A 21,087-nucleotide genomic window follows, 5' to 3' on the forward strand; every position below is an offset into this window, starting at 1 on the left:
GCCAGGCCAGCGTCTGGCGCCGGAATGCTGAGAACGTATGAAGATCCTGACCGGGCGCGTGCTGCAAAACGGCTTGATGGCGGCGTTTTTACTGGCGCTGCTGTTGGCCGCGATTCGGCTGTGGCCGCATCCGCCCCTGTGGCAGGGGCTGCCGCAGTCTTCCGTTTATTACGACAGGCACGGCGCGCTGTTGCGCATCACGCTGGCCAACGACGATCGCTACCGATTGTGGACCCCGCTGGAACAGGTGTCGCCACTGGCGGTGCGCGGGCTGCTGCTGCACGAAGATCGCTGGTTCTACTACAACCCCGGATTTAACCCCGTCAGCCTGATGCGCGGCTTCTGGCGCAGCTATGTCGCCGGCGGCAAAATGCAGGGCGGATCGACCATCAGCATGCAGCTGGCGCGGATGCGCTGGCATCTCAATACCCGCACGCCAGGCGGCAAGCTGCTGCAGGTGCTGCGCGCGGTGCAGCTGGAATTGAGTTACTCCAAGCGTGATATCCTGGAAGCCTACCTGAATTACGCGCCCTACGGCCGCAATATCGAAAGCATCGGCGCCGCCAGCCTGATCTATTTCGCCAAGTCGCCGAAGGCGTTGACCCTGCCGGAGGCGCTGACGCTGGCGGTGTTGCCGCAGTCGCCCAGCTACCGTCTGGAGCCGAAAACCGGCGTGCTCGGCGCGGCGTTGACGCAGGCGCGCAATCGTCTGTTCCAGCGTTGGCAGCAGGTTTACCCGACCGACGCCAGCCAGCAAACGCTGTTCCGCCTGCCGCTGGCGCTGCGGCAGCCTGAGCAAGTACCCTATATTGCGCCGCACTTTATCGAACAGCTGCGCCTGCAGACGCAGCAACTGGTGCAGCGCGACACTCGCGTCGACACTACGCTGGACGCCGGGTTGCAGCGGCTGGTCGAGCGGCAGGTTAACGCCTTTATCGCCCGCAACCGCAGCCGCGGCATTCAAAACGCCGCGGTGCTGCTGGTGGACAGCCGCGATATGGGGGTGCGCGCGCTGGTGGGCTCGGCGGACTATTACAGCCGTCCAATTCAGGGGCAGGTGAACGGCACCAACGCCAAGCGTTCGCCGGGATCGACGCTGAAGCCGTTCATCTACGCGCTGGGCATGGAGCAGGGCGTGCTGCATCCGATGACCATCCTGAAAGACGTGCCTTCGTCGTTCGGCGCCTATGCGCCGGAAAATTTCGACCGGCGCTTCCTCGGCCCGGTGACCGCCACCGACGCGCTAAATTTCAGCCGCAATATTCCGGCGGTATATGTCGCCTCGCAGCTGCGCCAGCCGACTTTTTATCAGTTCTTACGCCTGACCGGCGTCGCCAATATGGCCAATGAGAGCCACTACGGGCTGTCGCTGGTATTGGGCGGCGGCGAGGTAACGGCGCAGGAATTGGCGAAGCTGTATGCGCTGCTGGCGAATCGCGGTGAGCTGCGGCCGCTTCGCATGCAGTTGAACCAGGCCGAATCGACGCCGGTGCGGCTGCTGAGCGAGGAGGCCAGTTTCATCACGCTGGATATGCTGCGCCAGCACCGGCGGCCGGGCGATACGCTGGCGCAGCGTTCTTCGTCGCTGCCGGTGTACTGGAAGACCGGCACCTCCTGGGGCTTTCGCGACGCCTGGAGCGTCGGGATTTTCGGTCCTTACGTGCTGGTGGTGTGGGAAGGCAATTTCGACGGGCGCGGCAACAATGCGTTGGTCGGCGCCGAGGCGGCCGCGCCGCTGTTTTTCAATATCATCGACAGCGTCAACGCCAGCTATCCTGCCCTGCGGGAACCGAAACATCCGTTCCCCAAGCGGCTGCGGCGGGTAGACATTTGTCTCGCCAGCGGCGATCTGCCGACGCCGTGGTGCCAGCAAAAGGGCAAGACCTGGTTCATTCCCGGCAAGTCGCCGATCAAGGTAGACAGCGTCTACCGGCCGGTGGTGCTGGATATTCACAGCGGCGAGGTCGTTTGCCCGCCGTATGATGCGGCGCAGACCCGCACCGAAATTTTTGAATTCTGGCCTTCCGATTTGGCCAACGTGTTCGCCCAGGCCGGGCTGCCGAAGCGGGCGCCGCCGGTCAATCGCTGCAAGGACAACGGCATCGCCGTCGGCGGCAACGCGCCGCGCATCACCTCGCCGTTGAAAAACACCACTTATACCCTGCGCCAGTCGCAGCAGGGGCGGGACAACATCGCCTTCAATGCGGTGACGGACGCCGACAGCAAGACGGTGTACTGGTTCGTCGACGATATCTATCTCGGCAGCAGCGCCAGTAAAAAACCGATCGACTGGCGGCCGATCAACAATGGGCGTTACCGCATTCGGGCGGTGGACGATCGCGGCCGCGCCGATACGCGCCTGGTGACCATCGAATGGGTGAACTAGCGTTGCGTCTCATGCCTGTTATACTCGCGCCCGAAACGGCTATTGACCTGGGAACGCGATGTGATTGAGATTTTGTATCAGGATGAACACCTGGTGGCGGTGAACAAACCGTCGGGCTGGTTGGTGCACCGCAGTTGGCTGGACCGTCATGAAACTCGCTTTATGATGCAGACGGTGCGCGATCAGCTCGGGCAGCATGTCTTTACCGTGCACCGTCTCGATCGCCCGACGTCCGGCGTATTGCTGATGGCGCTCTCCAGTGAGGTGGCGCGCCTGCTGTCGCAGCAGTTCGAGCAGCACCAGGTGCAGAAAACCTATCATGCGGTGGTGCGCGGTTACGTGCAGGAGGAGGCGACCCTCGACTACCCGCTGACGGCTGAGCTGGATAAAATCGCCGATAAACATGCCGATGCCGACAAGGGGCCGCAGCCGGCGGTGACGCACTACCGGCCGTTGGCGCAGGTAGAGATGCCGGTGGCCATCGGCCGCTACGACAGCGCGCGGTACAGTCTGGTGGAACTGCAGCCGGAAACCGGCCGCAAGCACCAACTGCGGCGCCACATGGCGCATCTTCGCCATCCGATCATCGGCGACAGCAAGCACGGCGATCTGCGGCAGAACCGCGGGATGGCGCAGCATTTCGGCTGCCCGCGCCTGATGCTGCACGCCAGCCACCTGCAACTGACGCACCCGGTGACCGGCGAGCCGCTGCAGGTAACGGCGCGCTGGGACGAAGCCTGGCAAGGGGTGATGGCGCAGTTCGGCTGGGCGGGGGTATTCCCTGAACTTGCCGGGGTTGAGTTTAGCGCGGCTAACGGTCAGGATAGCTGACAATTTTTAAAGGTAATGAAGGGAGTAGGAGCCATGGCTCAGGTTGGTATCTTCGTGGGAACGGTCTACGGCAATTCGCTGCTGGTGGCGGAAGAGGCGCAAAACATCCTCAGCGAGCAGGGCCATGAGGTCAAACTGTTCGAAGAGGGCACGCTGGAGGCCTGGCAGTATTATCGTCAGCACTACGCGCTGGTGATCACCTCCACCACCGGGCAGGGCGATCTGCCGGACAGCATCGCGCCGCTGTTCCACGCTATCCGCGATCAGGTTGGCTATCAGCCGGAGCTGCGCTATGGGCTGATCGCCCTCGGCGACAGCAGCTATGACAACTTCTGCGGCGCCGGGCGCGCGTTCGACGCGCTGCTGCAGGAGCAGGGTGCCACCCGCGTTGGCGAAGTGCTGGAGATCGATGCGATGGAACAGCCGGAGCCGGAAGTGGCCGCCTGCCCGTGGGTCGAGCAGTGGGGCACGCTGCTGCAGTCATAACGTAAAAAGGCGCCGCAAAAGGGCGCCTTAACGATGATGCGGGTTAACCGAACCGCATTATTTGCCGCGGGTGAGTTTTTCCAGATCGGCTTCGATCTCGGCAATCTTGTGCGACACCACGCCTTCGAGATGGCGCAGGTCGTCGAGGATTTTACGCTTCAGATCCACTTCCACCTGATCGCGCTGGCACAGCTGATCCAGCTCGTCGATCACGTAACGCAGGTTCGGGTTGATCTCGTGAATTTCCTTGTAGCCTTGGCCGGCGTTGTCCGCCACCACGGTTTTACGCTGGCGCGGGTACTTGAACTTCACGCTCTTGGCGAAGAACTCGCCTTTGTCCTTGCGGAAATAGATCTTGAGGATGTCGTTGTTGGCCTCTTGACGCAGGCTATAGCGATCGACGTCTTCCGGTTGATTGATGCCCAAACTCTTCAAGTTATCGTACATACTGCGCCCTCTTTAGATGTGATCGTTATATTCCACGACTGCAATTATGGCGGAAAGCGAGATCTGCGACTGTGACTGCCAGCGAAACGCAGACAAAAAAATAGCGGGTGAATCACCCGCTATTTCAATTTAGTCGATAGTGCGCAATAACTCATTAATGCCGACTTTACCGCGGGTTTTGGCGTCGACTTTCTTGACGATCACCGCGCAGTACAGGCTGTAAGAACCGTCTTTCGACGGCAGGTTGCCGGAAACCACCACCGAACCCGCCGGCACGCGGCCGTAATGGATTTCGCCGGTCTCGCGGTCATAGATGCGGGTGCTCTGGCCGAGGTAAACGCCCATCGAAATCACCGAGCCTTCTTCCACGATCACGCCTTCCACCACTTCGGAGCGCGCGCCGATGAAGCAGTTGTCTTCGATGATGGTCGGGTTGGCCTGCAGCGGCTCCAGCACGCCGCCGATACCGACGCCGCCGGACAGGTGAACGTTTTTGCCGATCTGCGCGCAAGAACCGACGGTGGCCCAGGTGTCGACCATGGTGCCTTCGTCGACGTAGGCGCCGATGTTAACGTAAGACGGCATCAGCACGGTGTTGCGAGCGATGAACGCGCCCTGGCGCACGGTGGCCGGCGGCACGACGCGGAAACCTTCCTTCTGGAAGCGCGCTTCGTCGTAGTCGGCGAATTTCATCGGCACTTTGTCGTAGTAGCGGGTTTCCGCGCCGTCCATCACCTTGTTGTCGTTGATGCGGAAAGAGAGCAGCACGGCTTTCTTCAGCCACTGGTGGGTGACCCATTGACCGTCGATCTTCTCGGCAACGCGCAGGGCGCCGCTGTCCAACAGGCCGATCACCTGGTTTACCGCTTCGCGCGTTACGGTGTCTACGTTCGCCGGAGTGATGTCCGCACGGCGTTCGAAGGCGCTTTCAATAACGTTCTGTAATTGCTGCATGCTGTTCTCTTTCCTGATGTTGTCGGTAAAAAGTTACTTGTATCACATTTTATCGTTTGGGGTGAGGGCCTCTGTCAACCGTTGCTCCAACTTTCTGCGCGTTTCTTGGTCGAGCGCGCGCCGCTCGCCGTCGGCCAGGATAAACAAATCCTCGACCCGCTCGCCGATGGTGGAAATGCGCGCGCCGTGCAGCGACAGCCCCAGATCGGCGAACACTTCGCCCACCCGAGCCAGCAGGCCGGGTTGGTCGAGCGCGGTCAGCTCCAGGTAGCTGCGGCGATCGGTGTGGGTCGGCAGGAAAGTGACCTCGGTCGGCACGCTGAAGTGGCGCAGCTTGGAAGAGGGGCGGCGCACGCGCGGCGGCTGGTACTCCCGCTGGGTGATGGCCTGCAGCAGCGCCTGGCGGATCGCCGCGTGGCGATCCTGCGCCAGCGGGCTGCCGTCCGGCTCCAGCACGATAAAGGTGTCCATCGCCATACCGTCGCGGTTGGTGAAGATCTGGGCGTCGTGCACGCTCAGGTTACGGCGATCCATCTCTCCGGCGACGGCGGCGAACAGGTAAGGGCGATCCGGGCTCCAGATGAAGATCTCGGTGCCGCCGCGCGTCGCCTGGCGGCTGACCAGCACCAGCGGCTGGGTGGAGTCGTGGGCCAGCAGGTGGCGGGCGTGCCAGGCCAGCTGATTCGGCGAGTGGCGCAGGAAGTAATCGGCGCGGCAGCGGCTCCAGATGCGGTGCAGCGCCTCTTCGTCGATGTTGTCCATGCGCAGCAGCGCCAGCGCCTGCAGGCGATGGTGGCGTACGCGTTCGCGCAAATCCGGGCTGTTTTGCATGCCGCGGCGCAGCTGTTTTTCGGTGGCGAAATACAGCTCGCGCAACAGGCTCTGCTTCCAGCTGTTCCACAGGGTTTCGTTGGTGGCGCAGATATCCGCCACCGTCAGGCACACCAGATAGCGCAGGCGGGTTTCGCTCTGCACTTCGCTGCTGAACTGCTGGATCACCGTCGGATCCTGGATATCGCGGCGCTGCGCGGTGACCGACATCAGCAGGTGGCAGCGCACCAGCCAGGCCACCAGCTGGGTTTCTCGCGAGTTGAGGCCGTGCAGTTCGGCGAACTCCACCACGTCTTCCGCGCCGAGGATCGAGTGATCGCCGCCGCGCCCTTTGGCGATATCGTGGAACAAGGCCGCCAGCAGCAGCAGTTCCGGGTGCGGCAGGCGCGGATACAGCTCCACGCACAGCGGATGGCGCGGCCGGGTTTGCGCATCGGCGAAGCTCTCCAGCTTCTGCAGCACGCGGATAGTGTGTTCGTCGACGGTATAGGCGTGGAACAGATCGAACTGCATCTGCCCGACGATCTTGCCCCACTGCGGCATATAGGCCCACAGCACGCTGTGACGGTGCATCGGCACCAGCGCGCGCGACACCGCGCCGGGGTGACGCAGGATGGCCATAAACAGATCGCGCGCTTCCGGGATGGTGCACAGCGGCTGTTTCAGGTGGCGGCGCGCGTGGCGCAGCTGGCGCACGGTGGTGGAGTAAATGCCCTTGATCTCGCGGTTGCGCACCATCAGGTAGAACATGCGCATGATGGCTTGCGGCTCGCGGATAAACAGCGTTTCGTCACGCAGATCGATCAGATCGCCGCGCAGCTGGAAATCGTCGTTCAGCGGACGCGGCTTTTCGGTGGCGTCCAGCGCCAGGATGGCTTCGTCGAACAGCTGCAGCAGCATGTGGTTCAGCTCGCCGACGCGGCGCGTCATGCGGTAGAAGTCTTTCATCATGCGCTCGACCGGCTCGTTGCCTTCGCCTTCATAGCGCAGCAGCTGCGCCACGCTGAGCTGACGATCGAACAGCAGACGGTTGTCGTAACGCGGCAGCACCAGATGCAGCGCAAAGCGGATGCGCCACAGGAAGCTCTGGCATTCGTTCAGCTCGTTGCGCTCGGCCTGGGTGAGGAAACCGAAACCGACCATTTCGTCCAGCGAGGTGGCGCCGAAGTGGCGGCGCGCCACCCACAGCAGCGTGTGGATGTCACGCAGGCCACCGGGGCTGCTTTTGATATCCGGTTCCAGGTTATAGCTGGTGCCGTGGTAGCGCTGATGACGCTCCTGCTGCTCGCTGATCTTGGCGTGGAAGAACTGCGGCGAGGGCCAAAAGCCGTCGCTGAAGATATGCTTTTGCATCTGCAGGAACAGCGCGACGTCGCCGCAAATCATGCGCGATTCGATCAGGTTGGTGGCCACGGTCAGATCCGCCAGCCCTTCCAGCAGGCACTCTTCCAGGGTGCGCACGCTGTGGCCCACTTCCAGCTTGAGATCCCACAGCAGGGTGATGAACTCGCCGACCCGCTGCGACTGTTGCTCCGTCAGCCGGCGCTGGCTGAGCACCAGCACGTCGATATCCGACAGCGGATGCAGCTCGCCGCGGCCATAACCGCCGACCGCCACCAGCGCGGTTTCCGGGATATCTTCAAAGCCGTAGAACGTCCACAGCCGGCGCAGCAGGCGATCGATGAAGTCGCTGCGCGCCGCCACCAGGCTTTCGGCGCTGGAGCCGGCGTCGAACGCCGCCGCCAGCCACAGCTGGAACTGCTCCAGCCGCTGTTTCAGCAGCGGGCAGGTGAGCTCGTCGTCGCCGTAGACGCTGGGAGGGACGGGCGGCATCGGCACGGCCGGTTGAAGGAGATTGTCAGACATAGTGCGCAGCCCATAAAAAAGGCCGGCATAAGCCGGCCTGGTGACATTCTGCACGCGGCGTGCGCCGCAGTGCTTACATCTCGTGCGTAATGATGTTGGGGATGGTGTCATCCTTGCGCAACGTCATTATCTCGCAGCCGTTATCAGTGACCACAATAGTATGCTCATACTGCGCCGACAAGCTGCGATCTTTGGTTTTTACCGTCCAGCCGTCTTTCATGGTGCGGATACGGTAGTCGCCGGCGTTGACCATCGGTTCGATGGTGAAGGCCATGCCCGGCTGCAGCACCACGCCGCCGTCGTCCGCGTCATAGTGCAGCACCTGCGGCTCTTCGTGGAACACTTCGCCGATGCCGTGGCCGCAGTACTCGCGCACCACGGAGAACTTCTCGGCTTCGACGAATTGCTGGATGGCTTTGCCCAGGGTGCGCAGACGGATGCCCGGTTTGACCATCTTCAGCGCCAGATACAGGCTTTCCTGAGTGACGCGGCACAGGCGCTCGCCCAGAATGGTCGGTTTGCCGACGATGAACATCTTCGAGGTGTCGCCGTGGAAACCGTCTTTAATCACGGTCACGTCGATGTTGACGATGTCGCCGTCTTTCAGCGTTTTGTCATCGCTCGGGATGCCGTGGCACACCACTTCGTTCACCGAGATGCACACGGATTTCGGGAAGCCGTGGTAGCCGAGGCAGGCGGAGATGGCCTGCTGCTCGTTGGTGATGTACTCGTGACAGATACGGTCCAGTTCGCCGGTGGTCACGCCAGGTTTGACGTGCGGCTCGATGATCTCCAGCACTTCGGCGGCCAGGCGGCCGGCCACGCGCATTTTTTGGATGTCATCAGGTGTTTTAATTGAGATTGCCATGAAATTCGTCCGCAGGTGTCGTTATCGTCGACAATAAGAAGCAGTGACTTATGGTATCAGCCCGGCCGGGGGCTGCCAAATTTCATTTCCTGACGCCCGGCGAAACGCAACAAAAGTTGGTGTCTGCGGCGGGTTTATGGTATAAAGCGCGCCGGCGATCCGCGACTTGGTTCTTGTGGCCTGGCGGGAATCGGCCGAAAATACTTTAACTGCACTCATTTTGTGTAAATAACACACACGTATCGGCACATCCGCCGGGGTGCCCTGAGGTGACTTGTCGCCGCCAGGGTCGGCGTTATGGGATACGTGGAGGCATAACCCCAATTAATCTATAGAGGTTTAATCATGGCAACTGTTTCCATGCGCGACATGCTCAAGGCTGGTGTTCACTTTGGTCACCAGACCCGTTACTGGAACCCGAAAATGAAGCCTTTCATCTTCGGCGCTCGTAACAAGGTTCACATCATCAACCTGGAGCAGACCGTACCAATGTTCAACGCCGCTCTGGCTGAACTGAGCAAGATCTCTTCCCGTAAAGGCAAGATCCTGTTCGTTGGTACCAAACGCGCAGCAAGCGAAGCGGTAAAAGACGCTGCGAACAGCTGTGACCAGTTCTTCGTGAACCACCGCTGGTTGGGTGGCATGCTGACTAACTGGAAAACCGTTCGTCAGTCCATTAAGCGTTTGAAAGATCTGGAAATCCAGTCTCAAGACGGCACCCTGGACAAGCTGACCAAGAAAGAAGCGCTGATGCGCACTCGTGAACTGGCCAAGCTGGAAAACTCCCTGGGCGGTATCAAAGATATGGGCGGTCTGCCAGACGCACTGTTCGTTATCGATGCCGATCACGAGCACATCGCGATCAAAGAAGCCAACAACCTGGGTATCCCGGTATTCTCTATCGTTGATACCAACTCCAACCCAGACGGCGTTGACTTCATCATCCCTGGTAACGACGACGCAATCCGTGCAGTAAACCTGTACCTGACTGCTGTTGCTGCCGCTGTGCGTGAAGGTCGTTCTCAAGATCTGGCCGTTCAGGCGGAAGAAGGCTTCGTAGAAGCTGAATAATAAGGCAAGCTCGTCACTGAGCCCTTATTAACCAGGTATTGACATATGTTGGTTAGGGGGGCCTGTTAAGGCCCCCTTTGCTTATCTGAATGAGAACTGTCTCCACGCGAGATAACCGAGGAAAAAGAAATGGCTGATATTACCGCTGCCCTGGTAAAAGAACTGCGCGAGCGTACCGGCGCTGGCATGATGGATTGCAAGAAGGCGCTGGTTGAATCCAACGGCGACATCGAACTGGCAATCGAAAACATGCGTAAGTCCGGTGCGATCAAAGCCGCTAAAAAAGCAGGCAACGTGGCTGCTGACGGCGTGATCAAAACCAAGATCGAAGGCAACTACGGCATCATTCTGGAAGTTAACTGCCAGACTGACTTCGTAGCAAAAGACGCCGGTTTCCAGGCGTTCGCCGACAAAGTGCTGGATGCCGCTATGGCTGGCAAAATCACTGACGTTGACGTGCTGAAAGCACAGTTCGAAGAAGAGCGCGTAGCGCTGGTGGCAAAAATCGGCGAAAACATCAACATTCGTCGCGTTGCTTCCCTGGAAGGCGACGTGCTGGGCAGCTACCTGCACGGCGCGCGTATCGGCGTTCTGGTTGCGGCTAAAGGCGCGGACGAAGAACTGGTTAAGCAAATCGCAATGCACGTTGCGGCGAGCAAGCCAGAGTTCGTGAAGCCAGAAGACGTGTCTGCTGAAGTGGTAGAAAAAGAGTACCAGGTTCAGCTGGACATCGCCATGCAGTCCGGCAAGCCGAAAGAAATCGCAGAGAAAATGGTTGAAGGCCGCATGAAGAAATTCACCGGCGAAGTTTCTCTGACCGGTCAGCCTTTCGTTATGGATCCGAGCAAATCCGTTGCTCAGGTGCTGAAAGAGCACAACGCTGACGTGACCAACTTCATTCGCTTCGAAGTGGGCGAAGGCATCGAGAAAGTCGAAACCGACTTCGCTGCTGAAGTTGCCGCGATGAGCAAACAGTCTTAATGACTGTCGATGGAACCGCCGTCTGGCGGTTCCATACTATCCAGCCAGAATTACACCGGTGGCAGGCCCTGCAGCGTGATACTCACCTCAGGCGCGTTTCATCGGCTGAAATCCCCACTACTAATACTGCTTCTTAGGACAGAACACCATGGCAACCAATGCAAAACCCGTATATCAGCGTATTCTGCTTAAACTGAGTGGCGAAGCCCTGCAAGGTGCAGAAGGTTTTGGTATCGACGCCAGCGTTTTGGATCGCATGGCTCAGGAAGTGAAAGAGCTGGTCGAACTGGGAATTCAGGTCGGTGTAGTTATTGGCGGCGGGAACCTGTTCCGCGGCGCGGGCCTGGCGCAAGCCGGCATGAACCGCGTAGTGGGCGACCACATGGGAATGCTGGCTACCGTGATGAACGGCCTGGCTATGCGTGATGCACTGCACCGTGCCTATGTGAACGCCCGCCTGATGTCGGCGATCCCGCTGAACGGCGTGTGTGATAATTACAGCTGGGCAGAGGCGATCAGCCTGCTGCGCAACAACCGCGTGGTGATCTTCTCCGCCGGTACCGGCAACCCGTTCTTCACCACCGATTCCGCCGCTTGCCTGCGTGGTATCGAGATCGAAGCCGACGTGGTGCTGAAAGCCACCAAAGTGGATGGGGTCTACTCCGCCGATCCGGTGAAAAACCCGGATGCGACGCTGTATGAACAATTAACCTATCAGGACGTGCTGGAGCGTGAGCTGAAAGTGATGGATCTGGCGGCGTTTACGCTGGCCCGCGATCACGGTCTGCCGATCCGCGTGTTCAACATGAATAAGCCTGGCGCGCTGCGCCGCGTGGTGATGGGTGAGAACGAAGGTACGCTGATCAGCAAATAAGGCTGTTCACACCCCTTTTTCGGAGCGCGTGACGCCAGGCGCCGCGCGCTCTTCGAGTACGATTACGGGCTATACTTGAGTATCGCCTGCCAAGTAACCAGCTTCCAAGGGTTTGCAACGTGACTAATGAAATCAGAAAAGATGCTGATTCACGCATGGAAAAAAGCGTAGAAGCATTCAAAAACCAAATCAGCAAGATCCGCACCGGCCGCGCTTCGCCAAGCATTCTGGACGGCATCATGGTGGAATACTACGGCGCCGCTACGCCGCTGCGTCAACTGGCCAACGTGACTGTGGAAGACTCTCGCACGCTGAAAATCAACGTGTTCGACCGCAGCCTGAGCCAGGCCGTTGAGAAAGCGATCATGAGCTCCGATCTGGGCCTTAACCCGTCTTCCGCCGGTTCTGACATTCGTGTTCCGCTGCCTCCGCTGACCGAAGAACGCCGTAAGGATCTGATCAAGATCGTGCGCGGCGAAGCCGAGCAGGGCCGCGTAGCGGTGCGTAACGTGCGTCGCGACGCCAACGACAAGGTCAAGGCGCTGCTGAAAGACAAAGAGATCAGCGAAGACGAAGAACGTCGTTCACAAGACGAGATTCAGAAAATGACCGATGCTTACATCAAGCTGGTCGACGCCGCGTTGGCGGAGAAAGAAAAAGAGCTGATGGATTTCTAATCAGCATCGTGCAGAAAAAAAGCGTCGCCTGGGCGGCGCTTTGTTTTTTGTGGCGCAGATCCCGTTTCATCGTACTGAAAGATCATGGACAAGCGGTGTCCAAGGTTCCACACTGGAGCACCTCCGATCTCATCAGACAGTTATTCAGAGTGAACTCATGAAGCAACTGACCATTCTTGGCTCGACCGGCTCGGTAGGGACCAGCACCCTGGCCGTGGTCAGGGCGAATCCCGAGCGTTTTGCGATCAAAGCGCTGGTGGCCGGCCGCAACGTCGCGGTCATGGCGCAGCAATGCATCGAATTCCGGCCCGCCTTCGCCGCGATGGCGTATGAAAGCGCTGCCCGCGAGCTGCGCGCCATTCTGGCGGAAAACGGCGTCGCTACCGAGGTATTGGCCGGGGAGCAAGCGGCTTGCGAACTGGCGGCTTTGGACGACGTCGATCAAGTGACAGCGGCCATCGTCGGCGCTGCGGGGCTGTTGCCGACGCTGGCGGCGATCCGCGCCGGCAAGCAGGTGCTGCTGGCTAACAAAGAGTCGCTGGTCACCTGCGGCCGCCTGTTTATGGACGCGGTGCGGCAAAGCCAGGCGCAACTGCTGCCGCTCGACAGCGAGCACAACGCGATTTTTCAGAGTTTGCCTGAGAGTATTCAGCGCCAGTTGGGATACTCTTCACTGGACAGTCATGGTGTTTCGCGCATCGTGCTTACCGGCTCTGGCGGTCCGTTCCGCACCACGCCGCTGGACCAGTTCGCCGCGATGACGCCGGATCAAGCCTGCGCCCACCCGAACTGGTCGATGGGCCGCAAGATCTCGGTGGACTCCGCCACCATGATGAACAAAGGTCTGGAATACATTGAGGCCCGCTGGCTGTTTAACGCCTCGGCCGAGCAAATGGAAGTGATCCTGCACCCGCAGTCGGTGATTCACTCGATGGTGCGCTATGCCGACGGCAGCGTGCTGGCGCAGCTGGGTACGCCGGATATGCGCACGCCGATCGCCCACGCGATGGCGTATCCGCAGCGCGTGAATTCCGGCGTGGAAGCGCTGGACTTCTGCCGCATCGGTTCGCTGACCTTCGCTGAACCGGAACGCGAGCGTTATCCTTGCCTGTATTTGGCGATCGACGCGTTCGAGGCCGGCCAGGCGGCGACCACCGCGCTGAACGCGGCCAACGAAATCGCCGTGGCGGCATTTTTGCAGCAGCAGATCCGCTTTACCGACATTGCGGCGGTCAACCGCCAGGTGGTGGAGCGTCTCGCGCTGCAGGAACCGACCTGCATCGACGCGGTCTTAGACATTGACCGCCAGGCGCGCGCCGCCGCCGAGGAACGCGTTCGCGCGTTGTGCGGCTGATCACGGCGATTATCCGATTTTGCTCGTAATTCGCGCGTGCCGCCGCGGGGTCGTTTGTTCATGCCCCGCTGAGGTGGTATAGTCTGCGCCACCTGTCAGCGGTTATACCGTTGAATTATGACCCGATTGGCGCCTTGTGCGCCAATGGCGACCCGGCTGCGTCGGGTATCGCGAGGGCAGGCTGAAAGCCGTGTCGGGCACACGGCTTTTTTTGCGCGTAAGGGCCTGATGTTCCGGAAAGGCAGTTATATTTCTATTGAGGAAATAAGTACGAGTTATGTCGTCCGCAAACCAACAAGAGGCTAATCCATCTTCCCCGGGGCCGCGCCATGTCGCCATTATCATGGACGGTAACGGACGCTGGGCCAAACGTCAGGGCAAGTTACGTGTCTTCGGTCATAAAGCAGGGGTGAAATCGGTTCGCCGCGCGGTCAGTTTTGCCGCCAGCCACCATTTAGATGCACTCACGCTTTATGCCTTCAGCAGCGAAAACTGGAACCGTCCGGTGCAGGAAGTCTCCGCCCTGATGGAGCTTTTTGTCCGCGCTTTGGATAGTGAAGTAAAAAGCCTGCATAAACATAACGTCAGGCTGCGGGTGATCGGCGATATTAGCCGGTTCAGCGCGCGTTTGCAGGAGCGGATCCGCCGCTCTGAAGCACTGACGGAAAATAACGATGGCCTGACGCTCAATATCGCTGCCAACTATGGCGGCCGTTGGGATATCATTCAGGGAGTAAGGGAGCTGGCCGAGCGGGTACGGGGCGGTGAGTTGCACCCGGATCAGATCAGCGAGGAATTATTGAGCGAACGGGTTTGCATGAGCGACCTGGCGCCGGTGGATCTGGTTATCCGCACCGGTGGCGAGCATCGCATCAGTAACTTCCTGCTGTGGCAAATCGCCTATGCTGAACTTTACTTTACTGATGTGCTCTGGCCTGATTTCGATGAACTTGTCTTTGAAGGTGCGCTGAATGCATTTGCACAACGTGAGCGCCGCTTCGGGGGAACAACACCTATCGGCGCCGATGCGTCCTAGGGAGAACTTTTGCTGAAGTATCGCCTCATAACTGCTCTGATTTTAATCCCGATCGTTATCGCGGCGCTGTTCCTGTTGCCGCCGCTGGCCTTTGCTCTGGTAACGCTCGTCGTGTGCATGTTAGCAGCCTGGGAGTGGGGCCAATTGGCCGGTTTTACCTCCCGTTCGCAGCGCATCTGGCTGGCGATACTGTGCGGTTTTCTGCTGGCGCTGATGATGCTCAGCGTTCCCGCCTACCATCAATCCGTGCCGCAGGTAAGCGGCTCGCTGTGGCTGTCGCTGGCCTGGTGGCTGGCGGCGCTGCTGCTGGTGCTGTTTTACCCCGGCTCGGCCGCCATCTGGCGCAATTCGCGCCCGCTGCGCCTGCTGTTCGGCCTGCTGACCATCGTGCCGTTTTTTTGGGGCATGCTGGCGCTGCGCCAGTTCGGCTATGAGCAAAACCCGTTTACCGGCGCCTGGTGGCTGCTGTACGTGATGCTGCTGGTGTGGGGCGCAGATTCCGGCGCCTATATGTTCGGCAAGCTGTTCGGCAAGCATAAGCTGGCGCCGAAGGTCTCGCCGGGTAAAACCTGGGAAGGGTTGATCGGCGGGCTGCTGACATCGGCGGTCATTTCCTGGCTGTTCGGCCGCTACGCGCCGCTGAACGTGGTGCCGACCACGCTGTTGGCCTGTTCGGTGATCGCCGCGCTGGCTTCGGTGCTGGGCGATTTGACCGAAAGCATGTTCAAACGCGAAGCGGGCATCAAGGACAGCGGTCATTTGATTCCCGGTCACGGCGGCATACTGGATCGTATCGACAGCCTGACCGCGGCGGTGCCGGTGTTTGCCTGCCTGATGCTGTTGGTGTTTTAATCCGTCAATGACGGAAAGTGAGGGATGATGGTCAGCGTGCTTTGGAACCTGGTGGCGTTTCTGATTGCGCTCGGTATTTTGATTACCGTGCACGAGTTCGGACACTTTTGGGTTGCCCGTCGTTGCGGCGTGCGCGTTGAACGTTTCTCCATCGGCTTCGGCCGGGCGCTGTGGCGCCGCACCGATCGCCAGGGCACCGAGTACGTCATCGCTTTGATTCCGCTTGGCGGCTACGTGAAGATGCTGGACGAGCGCGTGGAGTCGGTGGCGCCGGAAATGCGCCATCAGGCCTTCAACAACAAAACCGTCTGGCAGCGCGCGGCCATCATCAGCGCCGGCCCCATCGCCAACTTCCTGTTTGCTATCCTTGCCTATTGGCTGGTGTTCATCATCGGCGTGCCGAGTTTCCGCCCGGTGATCGGCGAAATCGCGCCGCAATCCATCGCCGCCAAGGCTGAAATTTCGTCTGGCATGGAACTAAAGTCGGTTGACGGCATCGAAACGCCTGATTGGGAGTCAGTTCGTCTGGCGCTGGTGGCGAAGATCGGCGATGCGCAAACCGAAGTCGGCGTCGCGCCGTTCGGCTCTTCGCAGGTCGTGACCAAAACCCTGGATTTGCGCCAGTGGAACTTTGAACCGGACAAGCAGGATCCCGTTGTCGCGCTGGGCATTATGCCGCGCGGCCCGCAGATCGAATCCGTGTTGGCGGAAGTGCAGCCTAACTCGGCGGCGCAAAAGGCGGGTTTACAAGCGGGGGACAGGATCGTTAAAGTCGATGGTCAGCCGTTGGGTCGTTGGCAGACGCTGGTGAAGCGTATCCACGATGGCCCGGGGCAATCGCTGGCTTTGGAGATTGAAAGAAACGGCGCCCCCTTGTCTTTGACGCTGATACCGGATACAAAGCCGGTGGGAAAAGACAAATCGGTGGGGTTTGCAGGCATCATTCCAAAAGTGCTGCCGCTGCCGGACGAGTATAAAACGATTCGCCAGTATGGACCGTTCCCGGCGCTGTATCAGGCCGGCGACAAGACCTGGCAGCTGATGCGGCTGACGGTCAACATGCTGGGCAAATTAATAACCGGTGATGTAAAGCTGAACAACCTGAGTGGCCCGATCTCGATTGCACAGGGAGCTGGGGCGTCAGCCGGAGTCGGGTTCGTGTATTATCTGATGTTCCTGGCGTTGATTAGCGTCAACCTGGGTATCATCAACCTGTTCCCATTACCGGTGTTAGATGGTGGGCATCTCCTCTTCCTGGCGATAGAAAAGCTGAAGGGTGGGCCGGTTTCCGAGCGAGTACAGGACTACAGCTACCGCATAGGTTCGATCGTGCTGGTGTTGTTGATGGGTCTTGCACTTTTCAATGATTTTTCCCGCCTCTAGGGGCGGGGATAGGTTAGGAAGAACGCATAACAACGATGGCGATGAAAAAGTTGCTCATAGCGTCGCTGCTGTTTGGCAGCGCCACCGTATACGGTGCAGACGGGTTCGTAGTGAAAGACATTCATTTCGAAGGCCTGCAGCGAGTCGCCGTCGGTGCGGCGTTACTCAACATGCCGGTTCGCGTCGGCGATACCGTCACTGACGATGACATCAGTAATACCATCCGTGCCTTGTTTGCCACCGGCAACTTCGAGGACGTGCGCGTGCTGCGCGATGGTAATACCTTGATCGTGCAGGTGAAGGAACGTCCTACCATCGCCAGCATCACTTTCTCCGGCAATAAGTCGGTGAAGGATGACATGCTCAAGCAGAACCTGGAAGCCTCCGGCGTCCGGGTGGGCGAGGCGCTCGACCGCACCACGATCTCCAGCATTGAAAAAGGGCTGGAAGACTTCTACTACAGCGTCGGTAAATACAGCGCCTCGGTGAAAGCCGTAGTCACGCCGTTGCCGCGTAACCGTGTCGACCTGAAACTGGTGTTCACGGAAGGGGTCTCCGCCAAGATTCAACAAATCAACATCGTCGGCAACCATGCCTTCACCAACGACGAACTGATCTCACGCTTCCAACTGCGTGATGAAGTGCCATGGTGGAACCTGGTCGGCGATCGCAAATACCAGAAGCAAAAACTGGCGGGCGATCTCGAAACCCTGCGCAGCTTCTATCTGGATCGCGGCTATGCCCGCTTTAACATCGATTCTACCCAGGTGAGCCTGACGCCGGATAAAAAAGGCATCTACATCACCATCAACATCACCGAAGGCGAGCAGTACAAGCTTTCCGATGTTGTCGTGAACGGCAATCTGGCCGGCCACTCGGCGGAAGTCGCTCAGATCACCAAAATTGAGCCAGGCGAGCTGTACAACGGCAGCAAGGTGACCAAAATGGAAGACAACATCAAAACGATGTTGGGCCGTTATGGTTACGCCTACCCGCGCGTCGGCACTCAGCCTGAGATCAACGACGCGGATAAAACCGTCAAACTGCACGTCAACGTTGACGCGGGCAACCGCTTCTACGTGCGTCGCATCAAGTTCGAAGGTAACGACACCAGCAAGGATTCCGTACTGCGTCGCGAAATGCGCCAGATGGAAGGCGCCTGGCTCGGCAACGAGCAGGTCGAGCAGGGCAAAGAGCGTCTGAACCGTCTGGGCTACTTCGAAACGGTTGACGTGGAAACCCAGCGCGTGCCGGGCACCGCCGATCAGGTCGATGTGACCTACAAGGTGAAAGAACGCAACACCGGTACCTTCAACTTCGGCGTCGGTTACGGCACCGAGAGCGGCGTCAGCTTCCAGGCCGGCGTGCAGCAGGATAACTGGTTGGGTACCGGCTACTCGGTCGGCATCAGCGGCACCAAGAACGACTACCAGACCTATACCGAACTGTCGGTCACCAACCCGTACTTCACCGTTGACGGTGTGAGCCTGGGCGGCCGCATCTTCTACAACGACTTTAAGGCGGATGACGCGGATCTGTCGGACTATACCAACAAGAGTTACGGTATCGACGGTACGCTGGGCTTCCCGATCAACGAAAACAACTCGTTGCGTACCGGCCTGGGCTACGTCCACAACGGCCTGTCGAACATGCAGCCGCAGATCGCCATGTGGCGTTACCTCGACTCGATGGGCGTGGATGCGAACAAGACCGACCGCGCCAGCTACTCGACCGACGACTTTACGCTGAACCTGGGCTGGACCTATAACAACCTGGACCGCGGCTACTTCCCGACCTCGGGTAACCGCACCACGTTGAACGGCAAGGTCACCATTCCGGGCTCGGACAACGAATACTACAAGGTGACGCTGGACAGCGTACAGTACGTGCCGATCAACGACGATCGCACCTGGGTGCTGTTGGGCCGTGGCCGTCTGGGTTACGCGGATGGGCTGGGCGGCAAGGAAATGCCGTTCTACGAGAACTTCTACGCCGGTGGTTCGAGCACCGTGCGCGGCTTCCAGTCCAACACCATTGGTCCGAAGGCGGTGTACTACAACTCCAACTCGTACCAGTGTCAGTTCAACGCCGGCAGCACGACCGATCGTCAGAGCATCTGTAGCTCGGATGACGCGGTGGGCGGTAACGCCATGGCGGTCGCCAGCCTGGAGCTGATCACCCCGACGCCGTTCATCAGCGAGAAATACGCCAACTCGGTGCGGACGTCGCTGTTCATCGATGCCGGTACCGTGTGGGACACCAAGTGGAAGAATACCAACGAAACGCTGATGTACGGCGTGCCGGACTACAGCAAAGCCAGCAATATTCGTTCTTCCGCCGGTATCGCGCTGCAGTGGATGTCGCCACTGGGGCCGTTGGTGTTCTCTTACGCCAACCCGATCAAGAAATACGAAGGCGACAAGTCCGAACAGTTCCAGTTTAACATCGGTAAGACCTGGTAACGGGTCTCGCCTCTGGGCATAACAGTTATTAAGAATCGCAATGGCCAGGCGCCCGCCGGCAGAGGGAGATGATTCTCATTGTTTGGTGGGACAAGTCTGGCAAATTGTGTACTTCAGTGTCATATGACACAAATGGGTGATGGTAAGGAGTTTATAGTGAAAAAGTGGTTGTGTGCCGCAGGCCTCGGTTTAGCAATGGCTGCTTCAGCTGGCGTTCAGGCAGCAGATAAGATCGCTGTCGTTAACGTCTCCAGCATTTTCCAACAGCTGCCGGCCCGCGAAGCGGTCGCTAAACAGCTGGAAAACGAGTTTAAAGGCCGTGCAAGCGAACTCCAGAACATGGAACGTAGCCTGCAGACCAAAATGCAACGTCTGCAGCGTGACGGCGCTACCATGAAAGCCAGCGACCGCAGCAAGTTGGAAAAAGACGTGATGGCGCAACGCGAGCAGTTCTCTCAGAAAGCCCAGGCTTTCGAGCAGGACAACCGCCGTCGCCAGATGGAAGAACGTAACAAGATCCTGAGCCGCATTCAGGACGCGGTGAAATCTGTCGCCAGCAAAGGCGGTTATGACGTGGTGATCGACGCCAACGCCGTTGCCTATGCAGACTCTTCCAAAGATATCACTGCTGACGTGCTGAAACAGGTTAAATAACACATGCTTTCAATTCGACTGGCTGATTTAGCGCAGCAGTTGGATGCACAATTGCACGGTGATGGCGATCTCGTCATCACCGGCATTGCTTCTATGCATTCGGCACAGCCTGGCCAAATCACGTTTTTGTCAAACAGCCGCTATCAAGAGCAGCTGTCTTCCTGCCAGGCAAGCGCCGTGGTGCTTACCGAAGCGGATTTACCACACTGCCGTGCTGCGGCGCTGGTGGTTAAAAACCCTTATCTGACCTACGCGCGCATGGCGCAACTGATGGACACTACGCCGGCGCCGGCGCAGGATATCGCGCCAAGCGCGGTGATCTCGCCTGAAGCGCAGCTGGGGCAGAACGTCGCCATTGGGGCGAACGCGGTGATCGAGTCGGGTGCGGTGCTTGGCGATAACGTGGTTATCGGCCCGGGCTGTTTCATCGGCAAACACGCACGCATCGGCGCGGGTACGCGTCTGTGGGCGAACGTAACGATTTATCATGCGGTCGAAATCGGCCAGCGCTGCCTGATCCAGTCGGGCACTGTGATCGGCGCGGACGGTTTCGGCTATGCGAATGAGCGCGGCGAGTGGATCAAGATCCCTCAGTTGGGCACGGTGATTATCGGCGATCGCGTCGAAATCGGCGCTTGCACCACCATTGACCGCGGCGCTTTGGATAACACCCAAATCGGGAATGGTGTTATCATCGACAACCAATGCCAGATTGCACATAACGTCGTGATTGGCGACAATACCGCCGTCGCCGGCGGTGTGATCATGGCCGGCAGCCTGAAAATCGGCCGCTACTGCCAGATCGGCGGCGCCAGCGTGATCAACGGTCACATGGAGATTGCCGACAAGGTTGTTGTTACCGGAATGGGAATGGTTATGCGACCAATCACCGAACCTGGGGTATACTCTTCGGGCATTCCGTTGCAGCCTAACAAGGTTTGGCGTAAAACCGCTGCGTTGGTGATGAATATCGATGAGATCAGCAAACGCTTGAAAGCTGTCGAACGTAAAGTCGGAAAAGACTAATCATTGCCGCCCGCCCTGGCGGGTACAAAACGAAACGCGTTGGTCGTG

Annotated in this window: 18 protein-coding genes; 14 read left to right on the plus strand and 4 right to left on the minus strand. The window is 59.1% G+C overall.

The features are described from left to right. Positions 1–37: 37 nt before the first annotated feature. Genes pbpC through ACMGGK_RS04125 form a run of 3 tightly spaced genes read left to right on the plus strand, consistent with a single transcriptional unit; the run spans position 38 to position 3,703 of the window. Positions 38–2,386, plus strand: a complete 2,349-nt coding sequence (gene pbpC / locus ACMGGK_RS04115; RefSeq protein ID WP_049299597.1) for a penicillin-binding protein 1C — start codon at positions 38–40, stop codon at positions 2,384–2,386. A gap of 60 nt (positions 2,387–2,446) precedes the next feature. Next, entirely contained in the window at positions 2,447–3,217 is a 771-nt protein-coding gene (gene truC, locus ACMGGK_RS04120) for a tRNA pseudouridine(65) synthase TruC (protein WP_049299602.1), read from the plus strand. A 33-nt stretch (positions 3,218–3,250) separates the two neighbouring features. Next, the gene (locus ACMGGK_RS04125) at positions 3,251–3,703 is read left to right on the plus strand and encodes a flavodoxin (protein WP_016929894.1); all 453 of its coding nucleotides are present in this window, start codon (positions 3,251–3,253) and stop codon (positions 3,701–3,703) included. Positions 3,704–3,760: 57 nt separating this feature from the next. Here the strand turns inward: ACMGGK_RS04125 and ACMGGK_RS04130 are convergent, their stop codons facing one another. The 4 genes from ACMGGK_RS04130 to map form a co-directional block, all read right to left on the minus strand. After that, entirely contained in the window at positions 3,761–4,150 is a 390-nt protein-coding gene (locus ACMGGK_RS04130; protein WP_004931929.1) for a DUF3461 family protein, read from the minus strand. A gap of 129 nt (positions 4,151–4,279) precedes the next feature. Further along, positions 4,280–5,104, minus strand: a complete 825-nt coding sequence (gene dapD, locus ACMGGK_RS04135; RefSeq protein WP_004931932.1) for a 2,3,4,5-tetrahydropyridine-2,6-dicarboxylate N-succinyltransferase — start codon at positions 5,102–5,104, stop codon at positions 4,280–4,282. A gap of 42 nt (positions 5,105–5,146) precedes the next feature. Next, entirely contained in the window at positions 5,147–7,801 is a 2,655-nt protein-coding gene (glnD, locus tag ACMGGK_RS04140) for a bifunctional uridylyltransferase/uridylyl-removing protein GlnD (RefSeq protein ID WP_049299598.1), read from the minus strand. Positions 7,802–7,874: 73 nt separating this feature from the next. Continuing rightward, a complete protein-coding gene (gene map / locus ACMGGK_RS04145) occupies positions 7,875–8,669 on the minus strand; it encodes a type I methionyl aminopeptidase (RefSeq protein WP_028127527.1) in 795 nt (264 codons plus the stop codon). A gap of 345 nt (positions 8,670–9,014) precedes the next feature. On the opposite strand from map, the gene rpsB reads away from it, so the two are divergent. The 11 genes from rpsB (at position 9,015) to lpxD (ending at position 21,039) form a co-directional block, all read left to right on the plus strand. Continuing rightward, positions 9,015–9,740, plus strand: a complete 726-nt coding sequence (gene rpsB / locus ACMGGK_RS04150) for a 30S ribosomal protein S2 (RefSeq protein WP_016929891.1) — start codon at positions 9,015–9,017, stop codon at positions 9,738–9,740. A gap of 129 nt (positions 9,741–9,869) precedes the next feature. After that, positions 9,870–10,721: a translation elongation factor Ts gene (gene tsf / locus ACMGGK_RS04155; protein WP_016929890.1), complete on the plus strand. Its 852-nt coding sequence runs from the start codon at positions 9,870–9,872 to the stop codon at positions 10,719–10,721. A 148-nt stretch (positions 10,722–10,869) separates the two neighbouring features. Further along, on the plus strand, positions 10,870–11,595 hold the full coding sequence (gene pyrH, locus ACMGGK_RS04160; RefSeq protein WP_004931940.1) for a UMP kinase: 726 nt from the start codon (positions 10,870–10,872) through the stop codon (positions 11,593–11,595). A 119-nt stretch (positions 11,596–11,714) separates the two neighbouring features. After that, the gene (gene frr / locus ACMGGK_RS04165; protein WP_004931943.1) at positions 11,715–12,272 is read left to right on the plus strand and encodes a ribosome recycling factor; all 558 of its coding nucleotides are present in this window, start codon (positions 11,715–11,717) and stop codon (positions 12,270–12,272) included. Positions 12,273–12,429: 157 nt separating this feature from the next. Further along, positions 12,430–13,626 (plus strand): 1-deoxy-D-xylulose-5-phosphate reductoisomerase, encoded by a 1,197-nt coding sequence (ispC, locus tag ACMGGK_RS04170; protein WP_420276711.1) that lies wholly within the window; start codon positions 12,430–12,432, stop codon positions 13,624–13,626. A 277-nt stretch (positions 13,627–13,903) separates the two neighbouring features. Further along, positions 13,904–14,662: a (2E,6E)-farnesyl-diphosphate-specific ditrans,polycis-undecaprenyl-diphosphate synthase gene (gene ispU, locus ACMGGK_RS04175; protein ID WP_049299600.1), complete on the plus strand. Its 759-nt coding sequence runs from the start codon at positions 13,904–13,906 to the stop codon at positions 14,660–14,662. Positions 14,663–14,671: 9 nt separating this feature from the next. Continuing rightward, positions 14,672–15,514 (plus strand): phosphatidate cytidylyltransferase, encoded by an 843-nt coding sequence (gene cdsA / locus ACMGGK_RS04180; protein ID WP_004931949.1) that lies wholly within the window; start codon positions 14,672–14,674, stop codon positions 15,512–15,514. 27 nt (positions 15,515–15,541) lie between these two features. Next, a complete protein-coding gene (gene rseP / locus ACMGGK_RS04185; protein WP_028127525.1) occupies positions 15,542–16,897 on the plus strand; it encodes a sigma E protease regulator RseP in 1,356 nt (451 codons plus the stop codon). A 35-nt stretch (positions 16,898–16,932) separates the two neighbouring features. Then, positions 16,933–19,359, plus strand: a complete 2,427-nt coding sequence (bamA, locus tag ACMGGK_RS04190) for an outer membrane protein assembly factor BamA (protein ID WP_033639522.1) — start codon at positions 16,933–16,935, stop codon at positions 19,357–19,359. A 156-nt stretch (positions 19,360–19,515) separates the two neighbouring features. Further along, positions 19,516–20,013 carry a molecular chaperone Skp gene (gene skp, locus ACMGGK_RS04195; RefSeq protein WP_004931958.1) on the plus strand — a complete coding sequence of 166 codons (498 nt, stop codon included), beginning with the start codon at positions 19,516–19,518 and terminating at the stop codon, positions 20,011–20,013. A 3-nt stretch (positions 20,014–20,016) separates the two neighbouring features. Further along, complete coding sequence (lpxD, locus tag ACMGGK_RS04200) at positions 20,017–21,039, plus strand: UDP-3-O-(3-hydroxymyristoyl)glucosamine N-acyltransferase (RefSeq protein WP_004931959.1); 1,023 nt, start codon at positions 20,017–20,019, stop codon at positions 21,037–21,039. Positions 21,040–21,087 lie beyond the last annotated feature (48 nt).

Source organism: Serratia sp. BNK-33-b, assembly GCF_048684565.1.
GTDB lineage: Bacteria > Pseudomonadota > Gammaproteobacteria > Enterobacterales > Enterobacteriaceae > Serratia > Serratia marcescens.